Below are 15,452 nucleotides of genomic sequence, written 5' to 3' on the forward strand. Positions count from 1 at the left end.
GACGTGCCCGGACACGGGACGAAGGCCGGCGTGGCGCTGGCCGCGATGTGCCCGGTACCCGCCAGCACCGCAGCAGCGCCCGGCGACTTCACGGCAGGAGCCGCACGCGAGGTGGGCAGCGCCTCAGCTGGAGAAGCGGAACACCGCCGTGCTGGCCAGCAGGTTGGGCAGGGTGCGGACCTCTTGGCCTTCGTGCAGGCCGAAGCTGTCTTCGATGGTGAGGCCGTTGCGGCGCGCGAGCACCTCGAAGTCGCGGTAGGTGCCGACACGGATGTTGGGCGTGTCGTACCACTGGTAGGGCAGGCGCTTGGTCACCGGCATGCGGCCCTGCAACACCGCCAGCCGGTTGGGCCAATGGGCGAAGTTGGGGAAAGCCACGATGCCCAGGCGCCCCACGCGCGCGGTCTCCAGCAGCATGGTCTGCGCGTTGCGCAGGTGCTGCAGGGTGTCGATCTGCAGCACCACGTCAAAGGCGTCGTCGCCGAACATGGTCAGGCCACCTTCGAGGTTGAGCTGCAGCACGTTGACGCCGCGTTTGACGCAGGCCAGCACCTTGGCGTCGTCGATCTCCACGCCGTAGCCGCTGCAGCCGCGCGTGGCCTGCAGGTGGGCCAGCAGGGCGCCGTCGCCGCAGCCCAGATCGAGCACGCGCGAGCCCGGCGGCACCAGGCGGGCAATCGATTCCAGAATGGCCTTTTCGCTCATGCCTGACCTCCCGAAGCCTGGCCCACCGTGTGCTCGAAATAGGCCCGCACCGCCTGGTGGTAACGCGGGTCGTCGAGCAGGAAGGCGTCGTGGCCGTGCGGCGCGTCGATTTCGGCGTAGCTCACGTCGCGCCCGTTTTCCATCAGGGCCTTGACCATCTCGCGGCTGCGCGCCGGCGAGAAGCGCCAGTCGGTGGTGAAGCTCACCAGCAGGAACCGGGCCTTCGCACGCGCCAGCGCGGCACTCAGGCTGCCACCGTGTTCGCGCGCAGGGTCGAAATAATCGAGCGCGCGGGTGATCAGCAGGTAGGTGTTGGCGTCGAAGTACTCGCTGAACTTGTCGCCCTGGTAGCGCAGGTAGCTCTCGATCTGGAACTCCACGTCCTGCGTGGTGTAGCGGTACGCCAGCTCGGCGGTGTCGGCCGGATCGTCCCCGTTGGTGGTGCGCAGCGAACGGCCGAACTTCTCGTTCATCACGTCGTCGCTCAGGTACGTGATGTGGCCGATCATGCGGGCGATGCGCAGACCGCGCCGGGGCAGGGTGCCCTCGCGCAGGTAGTGGCCACCGTGGAAGTCGGGGTCGGTCACGATGGCGCGGCGCGCCACCTCGTTGAAGGCGATGTTCTCGGCCGTGAGGTTGGGTGCGCTGGCCACCACGATGGCGTGGCGCACGCGCTCGGGGTACTGCAGCGTCCAGCTCAGGGTCTGCATGCCGCCCAGGCTGCCGCCCATCACGGCGGCCAGCGTCTGGATGCCCATGGCGTCGAGCAGGCGTGCCTGCGCGTTGACCCAGTCTTCCACCGTGACCACGGGGAAGTCCGCGCCCCAGGGTTGGCCGGTGGCGGGGTTGGTGTGCGTGGGTCCGGTGGAGCCGAAACAGGATCCCAGGTTGTTGACACCGATCACGAACCACTTGTCCGTGTCCACCGCCTTGCCCGGACCGATCATGCTGTGCCACCAGCCCTCGCTGCGGGGCAGCGGATGGCCGTTGGCGTCCGCGTGCCAGCCGGCGACGTGGTGCGAGGCATTGAGGGCATGGCACACCAGCACCGCGTTGGAGCGGTCGGCGTTGAGCGTGCCGTAGGTTTCCACCACCAGCTCGTAAGCAGGCAGTGTCGCGCCGCTTTTCAGCGGCAGCGGCGTATCGAATCGGAACGTTTGGGGCGTGACGATCACTGGTGCTTCCCTGCGCGACAGGGTCCAAAAACAAAAAACCCGGTGCCGCCAAAAGCGAGACCGGGAATCTCCCCTTTAGCGGCATTTCTAAAGCGCCCGCAATCTGGATCAAATCGGCGCTGGTGGCGAGTATAAATTGAAGCGCTGTGCCCGTGCAGCCCCCACCACGTCCGGAAGCACCATGTCAGCACGCTTCGGCCCCGACGCCACGTGGGTTTTGCGGCAGCGCCGTGGCCCCTGGAATGCGGGTGTTGTTATTCCGCATCGCGAGATGAACGGCTTGACGGGCCGGGAAAAAATGTCACTGCGGATGGGGCATTGGGCGCATAATGCCCACGCGAGTGTCTGAAAACCTCGCTTGAACAAGTGATCGGTTGGTTTCGCGTGCTACAGGTTTTTGTGTGCTAACGGGGCTCCATCGCTATTTTTCTCAGTGTTATTAGGAGTCCCAACCATGGGCAACAAACTGTACGTGGGCAACCTGCCTTACACCGTGCGCGACGAAGACCTGCAACAAGCTTTCAGCGCCTACGGCTCTGTGAACAGCGCCAAGGTCATGATGGAACGCGACACCGGTCGCTCCAAAGGCTTCGGCTTTGTGGAAATGGGCAGCGATGCCGAGGCACTGGCCGCCGTTGAAGGCATGAATGGTCAGTCCCTGGGTGGCCGTAGCCTCGTCGTGAACGAAGCCCGTCCGATGGAAGCCCGTCCCCCCCGCAGCGGTGGTGGTGGCTTCGGCGGTGGCCGCAGCGGTGGCGGCGGCTTTGGTGGCGGTGGCGGCAGCGACGGTGGTTTCCGCAGCCCCTACGGCGGCGGTGGCCGTCGTGAAGGCGGTGGCGGTGGTGGCCGCGGCGGTTACTGATCGCCCTCACCAGACCGCTTCAGCGATCTGAACATCCCAAAAGCCCCCAGGCTCCGCGCCTCGGGGCTTTTTTCATGCCCCCGGCTCTGGCGGTTCAGGGCGGGTGTGCGGCTGAGGCTCCCGGTGCTTGCGTGGCCGCCCGGCCAGCAGGCGGTCGTACAGCGGGTTGGGCAACAGGCGCAGCAGCTTGGCCACCACGCCCATCTGCCAGGGAATGACGCGGTAGCTGGTCTGCGCACCGATGGCTTCGAAGGCGCGGTCGGCGAAGGTCTCGGCGCTCAGCAGGAAAGGCATGGTGTAGCGGTTTTTCTGCGTCAGGGGCGTGTCCACGTAACCTGGCAGCAGGGTCACCACCGCCACGCCGCTGCCACGCAGTTCGCCACGCAGGCTTTCGCAGTAAGCCACCACGCCGGCCTTGCTCGCACAATAGGCGCCGTGCCCGGGCAGACCACGAATCGCCGCCACGCTGGCGATGCCCACCAGACTCCCGCTGCCGCGCGCCACCATGGCGCTCAGGAAGGGATGGAAGGTGGCGGCCAGACCGGTGTTGTTGGTGGCGAAGGTGCGGGCCATCACGTCGATGTCCCCCCGTTCGGCGGTGTCCATGCCGATGCTGATGCCGGCATTGGCGATCACCACATCGGGCACCCCCTGTGCGGCCAGGCACGCCAGACCCGCGGCCACGATGCTGTCGGTGTCGGCCACATCGGCGCTGTAGACGCGGCAGCGCTCGGGTCCGTGGCCCTGCGCATCGGACCAGGCCTGCAGTTCGGCGCTGCGCCGGGCCACCAGCGCCAGCCGGTACCCGGCGCGCGCGAACCGGCTGGCCAGCGCCTGGCCGATGCCACTGGAGGCACCGGTGATGAAGACCAGCGGGGTGGCGGAAGGTGGATGAAGCGCTGTCATGGACTCAGGAATCGGGTCTGCCAGCCTCGGGACGCAATGGTCAGCGCGGAGCGAGCTGGGCGCGCACGCGCCCGCTGAGCACCGCCACACGGCTGTCCCCGCGGTAGTCCAGCACATCGGCGGTGATCTGGTCCCGGCCGCGAATCAGCAAAACGGGCCGGTCCGACTCGATGTGCTCGGGCTTCAGCGTGATCCGCAGGTATTCGCCATGGAACTCCATGCGGGGCTGCATCTCGCCGGCGGCGTTGGGCCCCGCCTGTCGGACCACCGACGCGTTGCCCTCCAGGATGAACACTGTGCTGTCCCCGTTGCTGGTCACTTTTTCGGCGGTGGCAACGGTCAGCAGACGCTGGGGGTTGTACGAGCGGATGCGGGCCTCGTCGATTTCGATCGTGTCGGTGTCCGGATGGTGTCGTGCCTCGACCCCATAGACCTCGGTGGTGAGCGCGCCAACCGGATCGAACACCTTGACCGAGAACCGGCGCATGAAATAGTCGGGCTCGTGGGTCGGCGGGCGGGCCGCCGCCGGCAGTTCCAGCTCCGGCGTGGAGGCCAGCAGCCAGTAGGACGCCAGGGCCAGCAGGCCCATGATCAACACCGGCAGGTAGATGGAGATCTGGTCCCAGAACCGGCTCGGGCTGAATCCCGATCGACGAAGCACACGGAGTTCAGGCACGCTGGGGGCGGTGGTGCTCATCGGGCGGCCATTTCCAGTTCCCGCGCATAGCGGCCACCGGCCACCAGCAGCAGGTCGCACAGCTCACGCACGGCGCCCGCGCCGGGCTGTCGCTGCGTCACATGGTGGGCCAGCGCCAGCACCTCGGGGTGGGCGGTGGGCGGCGCGCAGGCGAACGCGGCACGGCGCAGCAGGGGCAGGTCGGGCCAGTCATCGCCCATGGCCGCGGCCTCGGCCCAGTCCAGCCCCAGCTCGGCCAGGATGGCCTCGGCCGCCGGGCCCTTGTCTTCGGTGCCGAACCGGGCGTGTGTCACGCCCAGGGCGTCCAGGCGTTTGCGCAGGGCGGCCGAATCGCGTCCGGTCACCACCGCAGGCGTGATACCCGCGCGCTGCAGCAATTTGATGCCGTGACCGTCGAGGGTGTGAAAACGCTTGATCGTTTCCCCGCTTTCCGTGAAATACAGCCCGCCGTCGGTCAGCACCCCGTCCACGTCAAAAAACACCACGCGCACGGACTGCGCGCGCAGCAGCAGCTCGGGCGCAAAGTTCAGTGTGGGACGCAGCGGTGGCAATTCGGACAGGGACATGGGGCAATGCTAACTGGAGAGGATGCGTTCGAGTGGAGGGCCTTCGCGCCAGGGTGCCGCGGAACCGGGGGGTCAAATCACTTTCGCTCGCATCAGGTCGTTGCTGTTGAGCGCGCCCGACAGGCGGCCCTGCTCGTCCACCACCAGCACGCTGGTGATGCGACTGGCTTCCATCAGACCCGCGGCCTCCACCGCCAGCGCGTCGGCGTGCACGGTGCGGGGGTTGGGGTGCATCACATCGCGCGCCGACAAGGTGCGCAGATCCGCGCTGCTGCCGGTCTTCTCGATCAGGCGGCGCAGGTCGCCGTCGGTGAAGATGCCCAGCACCCGGTTGTCCGCGTCCACGATGGCGCTCATGCCCAGTCCCTTGGCGCTGATCTCGCGCATCAGGTCCATCAGGCCGGCCTCCCGCGAGACGCGGGGCACGGCATCGCCGCTGCGCATCACGTCGCTCACATGGGTCAGCAGCTTGCGCCCCAGCGAGCCACCGGGGTGGGAGCGGGCGAAGTCGTCGGCCTTGAAGCCACGCGCGTCGAGCAAGGCCACCGCGAGCGCGTCGCCCATCGCCAGCTGCGCGGTGGTGCTGGCCGTGGGCGCCAGGTTGTGGGGGCAGGCTTCTTTTTCCACCGAGGCGTCCAGCACCACGTCGGCGTGGCGCCCCAGGGTGGAGTCGCCACGCCCGGTGATGGCCAGCAGGGGAACGCCCATGCGCTTGATGAGCGGCAGGAGGGCGGTGAGCTCTTCGCTCTCGCCGCTGTTGCTGATGCCCAGCACCACGTCGTCCGCGGTGATCATGCCCAGGTCCCCATGGCTGGCCTCGGCCGGGTGCACGAACATCGCCGGCGTGCCGGTCGAGGCCAGTGTGGCGGCGATCTTGCGGCCAATGTGACCGCTCTTGCCCATGCCCATCACGACCACCCGGCCCCGGCTCTTGAGCACCAGCTCCAGGGCGGTCACAAAGCGCCGGTCCAGGCGCAGGGCCATCGCGGCGACCGCCTGGGCTTCGATGTCGAGGGTCTCGCGCGCCAGGGACAGGGCCCGGGAGGGATCGAATGTGGGAGGCAGACTCATCCTTGGATTATCACAGCAGGACCCCGCCAGACCACCGTCCGGCGCCATCGGCGCCCGTTAACATCTGGTGATGAATTCGCTGGACATTGCCCTGCTGTACCTGCTTGCCGCCGTGTTGGGCGTGGTGGGGTGTCGCATGCTCAAGCTGCCACCCATGCTGGGGTATCTGGTGGTGGGCGTGCTGATCGGGCCCAACGCCTTGGCGCTGGCGCAGGATTCCGGCGGCATCCGGTACCTGGCGGAGTTCGGCGTGGTGTTCCTGATGTTCGTGATCGGACTCGAATTCAGCCTGCCCAAACTGCACGCGATGAAGCGCCACGTGTTCGGCCTGGGCCTGTCGCAGGTGGCGCTGACCGTGCTGCTGACCACCGCCGCTTCGCTGCTGCTGGCACTGGTGCTGCCGGCGTGGTGGCACGTGTCGTGGCAGATGGCGGTGGCGCTCGGGGGCGTCATGGCCATGAGCAGCACGGCCATCGTCATCAAGCTGATGGCCGAGCGCCTGGAGCTGGAGTCCGAGCACGGCAAGCGTGTGCTGGGCATCCTGCTGTTCCAGGATCTGGCCGTGGTGCCGTTGCTGGTGTTGATCCCGGCCCTGGGCGCGGCCCCGGAGAACCTGCTGCCCGCGCTGGGGTGGGCCCTGTTCAAGGCGGTGATCCTGCTCGGCCTGCTGCTCACCGGCGGCCAGCGGGTGATGCGCTGGTGGCTCACACTGGTGGCGCGGCGCAAGAGCGACGAGCTTTTCATGCTCAACCTGCTGCTGATCGCGCTGGGACTGGCCTGGCTCACCGAGCACGCCGGCCTGTCGCTGGCCCTGGGGGCCTTCGTGGCCGGCATGCTGATTTCCGAGACCGAGTACAAGCACCAGGTGGAGACCGACATCCGGCCGTTCCACGACGTGCTGCTGGGCCTGTTCTTCATCACCATCGGCATGACGCTGGACTGGCGCCTGGTGCTGGACCGCTGGCCGCTGGTGCTGCTGCTGTTCTCGCTGTCGGTGGCCTTCAAGCTGGCGCTGATCACCGGCCTCACCCGCGCGTTCGGCGCGTCCATGGGCGTGGCGCTGCGCACCGGTCTGTATCTGGCGCAGGCGGGGGAATTCGGTCTGGTGCTGCTGACACTGGCGGGGCAGTACAACCTGGTGCCGCCGCAGCTGTTCAACCCCATCCTGGCCTCCATGGTGCTGTCCATGCTGGCCACGCCGTTCGTGATCCTGTACACCAACGACATCGTCACCCGCGTGGTCGGCAGCGACTGGCTGATGCAGTCGGTGCAGATGACCAGCATCGCGCGCAAAGCGATCAACACCGACAAGCACGTCATCATCTGCGGCTACGGCCGCTGCGGGCAGAACCTGGCACGCCTGCTCGAAGCCGAACACATTCCCTACATGGCGCTGGACCTCGACCCGGACCGCGTGCGCCAGGCCGCCGCGGCCGGCCATTCGGTGGTCTACGGTGATGCGGCGCGCCTGCAGGCGCTCATGGCCGCCGGCCTGCACCGCGCCAGCGCGGTGGTGGTGACCTACCTCGACACCGCCAGCGCGCTCAAGGTCCTGCACCACACCCACGAGCAGGCGGTGAACGTGCCGGTGGTGGTGCGCACCGTGGACGATGGCGATCTGGAAAAGCTGCGCCAGGCCGGCGCCACCGAGGTGGTCCCTGAAGCCATCGAAGCCAGCCTGATGCTCGCCAGCCACGCGCTGGCGCTGGTGGGTGTGCCGATGCGGCGCGTGATCCGCGTGGTGCAGGACCAACGCGATGCCCGCTACAGCCTGCTCAAGGGCTACTTCCACGGCGCCGACGACGATGGCGCCGACGAAATCGAGCACGAACGGCTCAACACCGTGACACTGCCCACGGCCGGACGCAACGTGGGCAAGACCCTGGGCAGCCTGGCGCTGGAAGCCATCGGCGTGCGTGTCGCCAGTTTGCGCCGCGCCAGCGGGCAGCCCGCCCGCTTCGACGACGACACCGTGCTCGAAGGGGGCGACACCCTGGTGCTCAGCGGCAAGGCCCCGGCCCTGGCCCTGGCCGAAGACAAGCTGCTGACAGGCTGACGCCAGCATCACGTCCTTTCTGGCGCAGAATGACCGCTGCCCAACCCGCGCCCCCATCTTTCCGCACACCATGGACACGTCCGCCTACCTCCGGTCCCACATCCGCACCGTCCCCGACTGGCCCGCGCCGGGCGTGATGTTCCGCGACATCACGCCGCTGCTGCAGGACCCCAAGGTCTTTCGGGTGCTGATCGATGCGTTCGTGCACCGCTACATGGACGCGGCGCTGCGCCCCACCGTCGTGGCGGGCCTGGACGCTCGTGGCTTCATCATCGGGTCCGTACTGGCCTACGAGCTGGGGGTGGGTTTCGTGCCGATCCGCAAGAAGGGCAAACTGCCGTTCACCACCGTGCAGGAAACCTACGAACTGGAATACGGCAGCGCCACGGTGGAGCTGCACACCGACGCGGTCAAGGCGGGTGACCGCGTGGTGCTGATCGACGACCTGATCGCCACCGGCGGCACCATGATGGCCGGGCGCCGTCTGCTTGAGAAACTCGGGGCCGAGGTGATGGAAGGCGCCGCCATCGTGGACCTGCCCGAACTGGGCGGCTCCGACAAGCTGCGGGCTTCGGGCCTGAAGCTGTTCACGCTGGTCGATTTCGCCGGGCACTGAGTGCCCGGCACGCCGGCGGCCTCAGAGTTTGCCGTACTGCGTTTCGCTCAGCGCCGAAAAGTCGCTGTGCGATTCGGGCACCGGCAGGTGCAGGTCCGACTCGGACTGCTCACGGGCGGGCGCTTCGGCGCTCTGCAGCGCGCGGCGGAAGGCCTCGACCTCGTCCCGGGCCACCGTCTGCACGCGCTCGGGCATGGTCGGGCGCGGCGGCACCGGAATCGAGGTGGCACTGATCAGTTCGGTTTCACGGCGGGTCTGCGCCGACACGGCCGCCCTGAGTGCGATGCCATGCTGGTCGTGTCCGGGCTTGCGCCGCCAGTAGACCGAGCCCACCGTCATCTCGTGGCGGGCGCTCGCGCTCGCCTGGATCCAGCGCTCGATCTCCAACAGGTACTCATCGGGCATGGCCTCGGCAGGCAGCGCCAGATCAACAAGAACCAGGAACTTGTCGCCGTTGCTGTCCAGCGTGAGCACCTTGAACTCGTAGCTGGTGGAGAGCACGCCCCCCCGGATCAGCGACTCGCGCACCACCGAAAACAGCTGCTCGCGGCGCAGGATGCGCCGCCCGCGCCGGGGTGAGATCAGCGGCAGCGTGGTCTGGCCAAACGACTTGCGCTGGCGCCCCCGGGAACCTTTGGGGGCCTTGGAGGAGTGGGGGGTGTTTTTGGCGCGCAACCAGCTGAATAGGGACATGATGGAAGTGTGTGCAGGACAGCTGCAACCAGTATAGAGAAAAAGTGTCCATCGGTCGGTGCATTTCACACCCCCCGTGTTGGCCATTCACGTCACAGCCACACGCTTGGGCTTGTTGTACATGCGGCGCGCCAACACGGCCGACATCGCCACCGTCAGGTCCAGGGCGATCTCCGGGTAACGCGTGGAAAGCTCACGAAAGCGCAAGGGTGTCAGACACCAGAGCCGGCAGGCGCTGCCGGCATGCACCGTGGCACTGCGCGGCAGGTGGCTGAAGAACGCCCCTTCACCGAGCAGCGATCCCGCCCCTACCACCGCGATGCGCACGCGCTCACGGCTGTCTTCGTAATGCACCGTCAGGCTGCCGCTCTCGACAAAGTACACGGTGCGGTCCTTGACCCCCTGCTCGATCAGCGCCTGCCCCTGCTGCAGGTTCACCGGCTGCAGGTAGTTGGCCAGCGTCTGCCACTTGGCGTCGTCCAGATTCAGCGGCACCGCATCCAGCGCATTGCTGTGCGCCATCGCGTGGGCAAGGCCCATGACATCGGCGCGCTCGGTATTGGGCAGGGACGCATTCATCCCAGCACCATACCCGGGCGCGCTCGCTCGATGCAAGCGCGGACTTACCCCTGCTTACAGTTGGGTTCCGGGCGGTGGGCTTTTGGCGCCAGACGGCGACCGCGGCGGGACAGCTGTCGCAGCCACGCGAAACTCAGGCCCCGGGCCGATCGCCCCGCCATCGGCGCAGGCCGCCGGCCAAGGCCCGCAGCGGCGCGGTGATGCGCCAGGAATGGCTTTGCGCCACGGCGTCCATGTGCCGCTGCTGTCGCTGCAGGGCCTGCTGCAATGCCTCGATGTCGGCCAGGCGGTCCTGGGCCAGGCACCGTTGTTGTTCGAGCGCCTGCTGGAGACCCGACATCTCTTGCTCGATGCCCGCGATCTCAGCCTGGTGCCGCGCCACCAATTGCGCCCTCGAACGGTTCAGTCCCAGGAGATGGCGCGCCCAACCGACCGGTTCGGCTTCGGTCCGGCCAGACGGCAACGGCGCCCGGGAGGCGGCCTGTGCCCAGGGCCGCAGCACGGCGGGCAGGTCGAAAAAGGCCAGCGGCTGTTCGTGGCAGGTGGTGGCGAAGACCTGGTTGCTGCGGTCGATCGCGATGCCTTTGGGGCCCCCTTCCTGGGGGTTGTGGCGGCCGCGCAGGAAGCGGGCCTGGTCCACGGTGCGCAGGGTTTGCAGCGGCTGGAATTCACCACGCCAGCCGGCCTGGCCGTGGCCATAAAGATGGACGAAAGGTTCGCCCGCGTCGGCCACCAGGATGAAACGATCGTCGCTCGTGAAGCGCAGCCCGTGGGGGTAGCTGACCCCACGCAACACGCCTGCGGGTCGGCTGTGGGGATGGAGCGTGGCGGCGTTGGAATACACGAAAACGCAGTGGTGGTTGTGGTTGCTCACGGCGATCCAGCGGCCATCGTGGCTGAGGGCGATGCCGTCGGGAATGTCCAGTCCATCGGCCAGCAGCACCGAGGCCATGTCCGGCGTGGCCGGCTGATCCAGGTTCAGCAGGTGCTGGGACACCGTGTGTGCGTAGTTGTTGCACAACAGCACCTCGATCCAGCCATCGCCCAGGGGAGCGACGGCCACCGAGCCGGGGGTGTGCGCGGCACCCAGCGGCCCGGTGCCGAGCATGCGCAACGGCTCGACGTGCAGCGACCTGGTGGGCGGCGCCACCCGGGGAATGTGCAGCACCGGCGCTTCGCCCTGGCGGTTGGCGACGATCAGGGTCTGATCGTCCGTCCAGAACACGCCATGGGGATAGACCAGCGCGTCCGAGCGGACCTCCAGGCAGTCGATCAGGCGAATGGTCCCGCCCTGCGCGAGCGGCGGCACGTCGACGTCCAGCACCAGCAACTGGTTTTTCAGATGCCCCACCACGGCCAGCCGTTGGTTGTTCGGTGAAAAGTGCAGATCCTCCGTGCGCCCGATCCGGGCGAGCGCGGACCAGACCCGCGCATCGGCCGTGCAGGGCAGGGGGCTCATGTCGCGCGCGTTCACGTCAGTGGCCAGGGGCATGGAAGCATCCGGAGGCGACGACGAGAACGTCGGATGAAACATGCTATTTCCCGATGCAGAAACGCGAAAAGATCTCGCCCAGCAGATCGTCGGCGCTGAATTCCCCGGTGATTTCACCCAGGGCGTGCTGTGCCAGGCGCAGCTCTTCGGCCAGCAGATCCAGGTGCTCGGCCTGCGCGGACAACCACATGGCCGCGCCGTCGAGGTGAGCGCCCACGCGCTGCAGCGCCTGCAGGTGGCGCTCACGCGCCATGAACAGCCCGTCGCCCGCGTGCTGCCAGCCCGCCAGCGTCAGCAGCCGCTGGCGCAAGGCCTCCAGCCCGTCGCCCTGTTTGGCCGACAGCACCAGCTCCCCGTGCTGCAGGCGCGGCCCCAGCGCGGCACGGGCGTCGTCGTCGATCTGGTCCACCTTGTTCCACACCTGCAGCACGGTGACGTCCGCGGGCAGGGCCGCGGCGATGGCGGCGTCGGCCGCCTGGTACGTCTGCCCATGGCTGCGCGTGAGGTCGTGCAGAAACAGCACGGCGTCGGCCGCCTGGATCTGGTCCCAGGCGCGCGCAATGCCGATTTGTTCCACCTCGTTCACATCCGGGCTGTCGCGCAGGCCCGCGGTGTCGATCACGTGCAGCGGCACCCCCTCGATCTGGATCGTCTGCTGCACCACGTCGCGCGTGGTGCCGGCGATCGGCGTGACGATGGCAAGTTCGGCGCCGGCCAGCGCGTTGAGCAGCGAACTCTTGCCCGCGTTGGGCTGACCGGCGATCACCACCTTCAAGCCATCGCGCAGCAGCGCGCCCTGGCGCGCCTGGGCCTGCACGCCAGCCAGCGCGTCACGCAAGCGCCGCAGTTGGCCGGCGGCGTCGGCCTGTTTCAGGAAGTCGATCTCTTCCTCGGGGAAATCCAGTGTCGCCTCCACCAGCATGCGCAGGTGGATCAAGGCATCGCGCAAGGCGTGGATGCGCTCGGAAAACACGCCGGCCAACGAACGGCTGGCGCTGCGCGCGGCGGCCTCGGTGCTGGCATCGATCAGGTCGGCCACGGCCTCGGCCTGGGCCAGGTCGAGCTTGTCGTTGAGAAAGGCCCGCTCGGTGAACTCACCGGGCCGGGCCGGGCGCAGGCCGGGCAACTGCGGCTGCCCCTCGGCGGTGGCCGACTGCGCCACGGCGAGGCAGCGCGCCAGCAGCAGCTGCAGCACCACCGGGCCGCCGTGGCCCTGCAGCTCCAGCACGTCTTCGCCGGTGTAGGAATGGGGCCCGGGAAACCATAGGGCCAGACCGTGGTCGATCGGCTGGCCCTGCCCGTCCGGGAAGGGCAGGTAGGTCGCCTCACGCGGTCGGAGATCGCGCCCGAGCAGGGCCTGCACGAACGGCCCCAGCCCACGCCCCGACACCCGCACGATGCCCACCGCCCCACGGCCCGGCGCGGTGGCGATGGCAACGATGGGGTCGCGGGAAGTTGCAAGCATAGGTAACAAGCATAAAGGGCAACGCCCGGAAACCAACAAAAAGGGCCTGCAAAGCAGGCCCGGGAAAGAGGGGAAGGAAATGCCCCATCCAGGGACACCCAGGGTCCGGCTCCGCCGGCCCAAGGTGTCGTCCCCCCTCCCAGGGGGGAAGCCGCGTCAGCGGCGCAGGGGGGTCATTTGAATTTCGGCAGGTTGAACTTCAGCGGCACGCCCAGGCGTTTGTTGATGAAGGACTGCTGTGCGATGGTCAGCACGTTGTTGGTGATCCAGTACAGCACCAGGCCGGCCGGGAAGAAGAAGAACATGACCGAGAACATCAGCGGCATCATCCACATCAGCTTGGCCTGCAACGGGTCGGGCGGCAGCGGGTTGAGCGCTGTCTGGATCATGGTGGTGACGGCCATCACCAGCGGCAGGATGTAGAACGGATCGGGCGACGAGAGGTCGGTGATCCAGGCCATCCAGGGCGCGTTGCGCATTTCCACGCTGGAGAGCAACACCCAGTAGAGCGCGATGAACACCGGGATCTGGATCAGGATCGGGAAACAGCCGCCCAGCGGGTTGACCTTCTCTTCCCGGTACATCTTCATCATCTCCTGCTGCATCTGCTGCGGATTGCCCTTGAGGCGCTCGCGCATTTCCATGATGCGGGGATTGATCTTCTTCATCTTGGCCATGCTGCGGTAGGCGCTGGCGTTGAGCCAGTAGAACGCCGCCTTGATCAGCACCACCAGCAACACGATGGACCAGCCCCAGTTGGCCACGAAACCGTGGATCTTCTCCAGCAGCCAGTACAGCGGCTTGGCCAGGATGGTGAGCCAGCCATAGTCCTTCACCAGCTCCAGACCGGGGGTGATGAGCTCCAGCACTTTTTCTTCCTGCGGGCCGATGAACAGGCGCGACTGCACGCTCTGGCTCTGGCCGGGTGCGACCGCGGGCAGGGTGGTGATCGCGCCCACGGCGTACAGGTTGTTGTCGATGCGGCGGGCAAAGTTGTCGCGCGCCACACCGTCGGCCAGCAACCAGGCCGACGCAAAGTAGTGCTGCACCATGGCCACGTAGCCGTTGGTCGCGGTCTTCTCGAAGCTCGCCTTGTTCTTCTCGATATCGGCGAACTCGATCTTCTGGTACTTCTGCGCCTCGGTGTAGACGGCCGGGCCGGTGAAGGTGGAGTAGAACGGCGTCTCGCTGCTGAGCTTGTTGCCGTCGCGCACCAGCTGCAGGTAGAGCTGCGGGTTCACGGGCTGGCCGCTGTTGTTGACCACCTCGTGCTGCACACCGATGTCGTAGCGGCCACGGGTCAGGGTGTAGGTCTTGACCAGCTTCACGCCACCGACCTCGGCCGATTCAAAGCGCACCTGGAGTTCGTTCTGGCCCTCGGCCAGCGTGGTGTTGCCCGGCACCAGCGTCATGGCGGTCTTGTGGGTCGGGAAGGTCCCGCCGATCAGGCCGGTCTGGGCCACATAGGTGCGGTTGGCGTCCTGGGTCAGCAGGGTGAACGGTTGTTTCTGCTGGTCCTTGCTGGAGCCCGTGGCCTCGGCGTGCTTGAACAGCTGCGCGCCGATCACCGAGCCCCCCTCGGTGTTGAACACCAGCTTGAGCACATCGGTGCTGACCTCGACGCGCTGCGCCACCGCGCTGGGTGCACCCGCCGGCGTTTCGCCACTCGCCGTCACACCCGGTTGGCCCGCCGCCGCCGGCAGGCTCGCGTCTGCGGCCGCGGCGGGCGCCTTGCCGGCCGGCGTGGCCGGGCTGGTCACCGTGGCCGAACCCGGGAAAAAGGTGGGTTTGTGCCCGTTGTGGATTTGCCACTTGTCCCAGATCAGGACCATCGAAAGACCAAAAACCACCCACAGGATGGACCGACGGATGTCATTCATGACGGGTTCTTCTTTTCTGAGGAAGGTGAAATCAGACCGGAAAACAGGGCCGGGGCGACCTCCGGGACCGGGTCGCAACCGCCTGCGCACCACGGCTGGCAGCGGCCCAGCCGCTTGAGCGTCAGGTAGCTGCCCGCCAGCGCTCCGTGGCGCTCCAGTGCGCCGATGGCGTATACCGAACAGGTGGGCTCAAAACGGCAACCGCTGCCCAGCCAGGGACTGAGCAGCAGCCGGTAGCCCTTGACCACGCCGAGCAGACCCAGACGCGGCCAGTCAGACAGCACGGGAATCTCCTGAGGCCACGGTGGCGCGACCCGGCACCTCGACGGCTCCCCGGGGCGCCACACGCTCCAGCAACTGGACGAGTTCGGCCCGCACCGCGCGCTTGAGGGCGTCGGAGGTGGCGCTCACGAACTGCTGGCGACTGAACTCGCTGCGCAGACGCACCACCAACGCCGCCTGGGGCAGACTGGTCGCCTTCTCGCGGGCCAGCTCGTAGATCTGGCGGCGGATGGCATTGCGCGTCACCGCGCGCTTGGCCCAGCGTTTGGGCAGGAGAACACCCAGCCAGGCATCGGCCACGGGAAACAGCGCCCGACCTTCGTGGGCGCTGCTCAGCGCCGCACGGTGCAGGGCAAAGTGGGGGGTTTTGGCCACAGGGGAACCCGCCATGACGGCCTGGAACTGCT

16 protein-coding genes and 1 riboswitch are annotated in these 15,452 nt (G+C 67.5%); of the genes, 3 read left to right on the forward strand and 13 right to left on the reverse strand.

The annotated features are described in order from the left end of the window. Window positions 1-123: 123 nt before the first annotated feature. Window positions 124-705: a methionine biosynthesis protein MetW gene (metW, locus tag KIH07_RS03370; RefSeq protein WP_226490620.1), complete on the reverse strand. Its 582-nt coding sequence runs from the start codon at window positions 703-705 to the stop codon at window positions 124-126. Then, a complete protein-coding gene (metX, locus tag KIH07_RS03375) occupies window positions 702-1,880 on the reverse strand; it encodes a homoserine O-succinyltransferase MetX (protein ID WP_226490621.1) in 1,179 nt (392 codons plus the stop codon). The genes metW and metX overlap by 4 nt, the downstream gene beginning before the upstream one ends. Before the next feature lie 54 nt (window positions 1,881-1,934). After that, a riboswitch (SAM riboswitch) is annotated at window positions 1,935-2,010 on the reverse strand. A gap of 324 nt (window positions 2,011-2,334) precedes the next feature. On the opposite strand from metX, the gene KIH07_RS03380 reads away from it, so the two are divergent. Continuing rightward, entirely contained in the window at window positions 2,335-2,742 is a 408-nt protein-coding gene (locus KIH07_RS03380) for an RNA recognition motif domain-containing protein (protein WP_226490622.1), read from the forward strand. Window positions 2,743-2,814: 72 nt separating this feature from the next. On the opposite strand, the gene KIH07_RS03385 is transcribed toward KIH07_RS03380, so the two are convergent. From KIH07_RS03385 to KIH07_RS03400, 4 genes are all read right to left on the reverse strand, one after another. Beyond that, a complete protein-coding gene (locus KIH07_RS03385) occupies window positions 2,815-3,648 on the reverse strand; it encodes an SDR family oxidoreductase (RefSeq protein ID WP_226490623.1) in 834 nt (277 codons plus the stop codon). A gap of 40 nt (window positions 3,649-3,688) precedes the next feature. Further along, window positions 3,689-4,345, reverse strand: a complete 657-nt coding sequence (gene lptC, locus KIH07_RS03390; protein WP_226490624.1) for an LPS export ABC transporter periplasmic protein LptC — start codon at window positions 4,343-4,345, stop codon at window positions 3,689-3,691. Then, window positions 4,342-4,911, reverse strand: coding sequence for a KdsC family phosphatase (locus KIH07_RS03395; protein ID WP_226490625.1), 570 nt, complete (start codon window positions 4,909-4,911; stop codon window positions 4,342-4,344). The genes lptC and KIH07_RS03395 overlap by 4 nt, the downstream gene beginning before the upstream one ends. 72 nt (window positions 4,912-4,983) lie before the next feature. After that, a complete protein-coding gene (locus KIH07_RS03400; RefSeq protein ID WP_226490626.1) occupies window positions 4,984-5,982 on the reverse strand; it encodes a KpsF/GutQ family sugar-phosphate isomerase in 999 nt (332 codons plus the stop codon). Between the two features lie 70 nt (window positions 5,983-6,052). On the opposite strand from KIH07_RS03400, the gene KIH07_RS03405 reads away from it, so the two are divergent. Then, the gene (locus tag KIH07_RS03405) at window positions 6,053-8,038 is read left to right on the forward strand and encodes a cation:proton antiporter (protein WP_226490627.1); all 1,986 of its coding nucleotides are present in this window, start codon (window positions 6,053-6,055) and stop codon (window positions 8,036-8,038) included. 70 nt (window positions 8,039-8,108) lie between these two features. Beyond that, on the forward strand, window positions 8,109-8,654 hold the full coding sequence (locus KIH07_RS03410) for an adenine phosphoribosyltransferase (protein WP_068170707.1): 546 nt from the start codon (window positions 8,109-8,111) through the stop codon (window positions 8,652-8,654). A 21-nt stretch (window positions 8,655-8,675) separates the two neighbouring features. On the opposite strand, the gene KIH07_RS03415 is transcribed toward KIH07_RS03410, so the two are convergent. The 7 genes from KIH07_RS03415 to KIH07_RS03445 all read right to left on the reverse strand — a co-directional run bounded on the left by KIH07_RS03415 (window position 8,676) and on the right by KIH07_RS03445 (window position 15,435). After that, the gene (locus KIH07_RS03415) at window positions 8,676-9,347 is read right to left on the reverse strand and encodes a hypothetical protein (RefSeq protein ID WP_226490628.1); all 672 of its coding nucleotides are present in this window, start codon (window positions 9,345-9,347) and stop codon (window positions 8,676-8,678) included. Window positions 9,348-9,434: 87 nt separating this feature from the next. Then, the gene (locus KIH07_RS03420; protein ID WP_226490629.1) at window positions 9,435-9,926 is read right to left on the reverse strand and encodes a Crp/Fnr family transcriptional regulator; all 492 of its coding nucleotides are present in this window, start codon (window positions 9,924-9,926) and stop codon (window positions 9,435-9,437) included. A 133-nt stretch (window positions 9,927-10,059) separates the two neighbouring features. Next, window positions 10,060-11,418: a YncE family protein gene (locus tag KIH07_RS03425; protein ID WP_226490630.1), complete on the reverse strand. Its 1,359-nt coding sequence runs from the start codon at window positions 11,416-11,418 to the stop codon at window positions 10,060-10,062. A gap of 43 nt (window positions 11,419-11,461) precedes the next feature. Further along, on the reverse strand, window positions 11,462-12,883 hold the full coding sequence (gene mnmE, locus KIH07_RS03430; RefSeq protein ID WP_226490631.1) for a tRNA uridine-5-carboxymethylaminomethyl(34) synthesis GTPase MnmE: 1,422 nt from the start codon (window positions 12,881-12,883) through the stop codon (window positions 11,462-11,464). A gap of 173 nt (window positions 12,884-13,056) precedes the next feature. Beyond that, window positions 13,057-14,763, reverse strand: coding sequence for a membrane protein insertase YidC (gene yidC, locus KIH07_RS03435; RefSeq protein WP_226490632.1), 1,707 nt, complete (start codon window positions 14,761-14,763; stop codon window positions 13,057-13,059). Further along, on the reverse strand, window positions 14,760-15,047 hold the full coding sequence (yidD, locus tag KIH07_RS03440; protein ID WP_226490633.1) for a membrane protein insertion efficiency factor YidD: 288 nt from the start codon (window positions 15,045-15,047) through the stop codon (window positions 14,760-14,762). Before yidD ends, yidC begins: the two co-directional genes overlap by 4 nt. Beyond that, window positions 15,037-15,435: a ribonuclease P protein component gene (locus KIH07_RS03445; RefSeq protein WP_413465694.1), complete on the reverse strand. Its 399-nt coding sequence runs from the start codon at window positions 15,433-15,435 to the stop codon at window positions 15,037-15,039. Before KIH07_RS03445 ends, yidD begins: the two co-directional genes overlap by 11 nt. Window positions 15,436-15,452: the final 17 nt, after the last annotated feature.

Source organism: Hydrogenophaga taeniospiralis, assembly GCF_020510445.1.
Classification (GTDB): Bacteria; Pseudomonadota; Gammaproteobacteria; order Burkholderiales; family Burkholderiaceae_C; genus Hydrogenophaga.

Bases quoted from the DNA above. Each gene is read 5' to 3' on its own strand.
- KIH07_RS03405 (WP_226490627.1), top strand. From the start codon at position 6,053: ATGAATTCGCTGGACATTGCCCTGCTGTACCTGCTTGCCGCCGTGTTG.
- metW (WP_226490620.1), bottom strand. From the start codon at position 705: ATGAGCGAAAAGGCCATTCTGGAATCGATTGCCCGCCTGGTGCCGCCG.
- lptC (WP_226490624.1), bottom strand. From the start codon at position 4,345: ATGAGCACCACCGCCCCCAGCGTGCCTGAACTCCGTGTGCTTCGTCGA.
- KIH07_RS03420 (WP_226490629.1), bottom strand. From the start codon at position 9,926: ATGAATGCGTCCCTGCCCAATACCGAGCGCGCCGATGTCATGGGCCTT.
- KIH07_RS03400 (WP_226490626.1), bottom strand. From the start codon at position 5,982: ATGAGTCTGCCTCCCACATTCGATCCCTCCCGGGCCCTGTCCCTGGCG.
- KIH07_RS03445 (WP_413465694.1), bottom strand. From the start codon at position 15,435: ATGGCGGGTTCCCCTGTGGCCAAAACCCCCCACTTTGCCCTGCACCGT.
- KIH07_RS03425 (WP_226490630.1), bottom strand. From the start codon at position 11,418: ATGCCCCTGGCCACTGACGTGAACGCGCGCGACATGAGCCCCCTGCCC.
- KIH07_RS03410 (WP_068170707.1), top strand. From the start codon at position 8,109: ATGGACACGTCCGCCTACCTCCGGTCCCACATCCGCACCGTCCCCGAC.
- yidC (WP_226490632.1), bottom strand. From the start codon at position 14,763: ATGAATGACATCCGTCGGTCCATCCTGTGGGTGGTTTTTGGTCTTTCG.
- mnmE (WP_226490631.1), bottom strand. From the start codon at position 12,883: ATGCTTGCAACTTCCCGCGACCCCATCGTTGCCATCGCCACCGCGCCG.
- KIH07_RS03415 (WP_226490628.1), bottom strand. From the start codon at position 9,347: ATGTCCCTATTCAGCTGGTTGCGCGCCAAAAACACCCCCCACTCCTCC.
- KIH07_RS03380 (WP_226490622.1), top strand. From the start codon at position 2,335: ATGGGCAACAAACTGTACGTGGGCAACCTGCCTTACACCGTGCGCGAC.
- KIH07_RS03395 (WP_226490625.1), bottom strand. From the start codon at position 4,911: ATGTCCCTGTCCGAATTGCCACCGCTGCGTCCCACACTGAACTTTGCG.
- KIH07_RS03385 (WP_226490623.1), bottom strand. From the start codon at position 3,648: ATGACAGCGCTTCATCCACCTTCCGCCACCCCGCTGGTCTTCATCACC.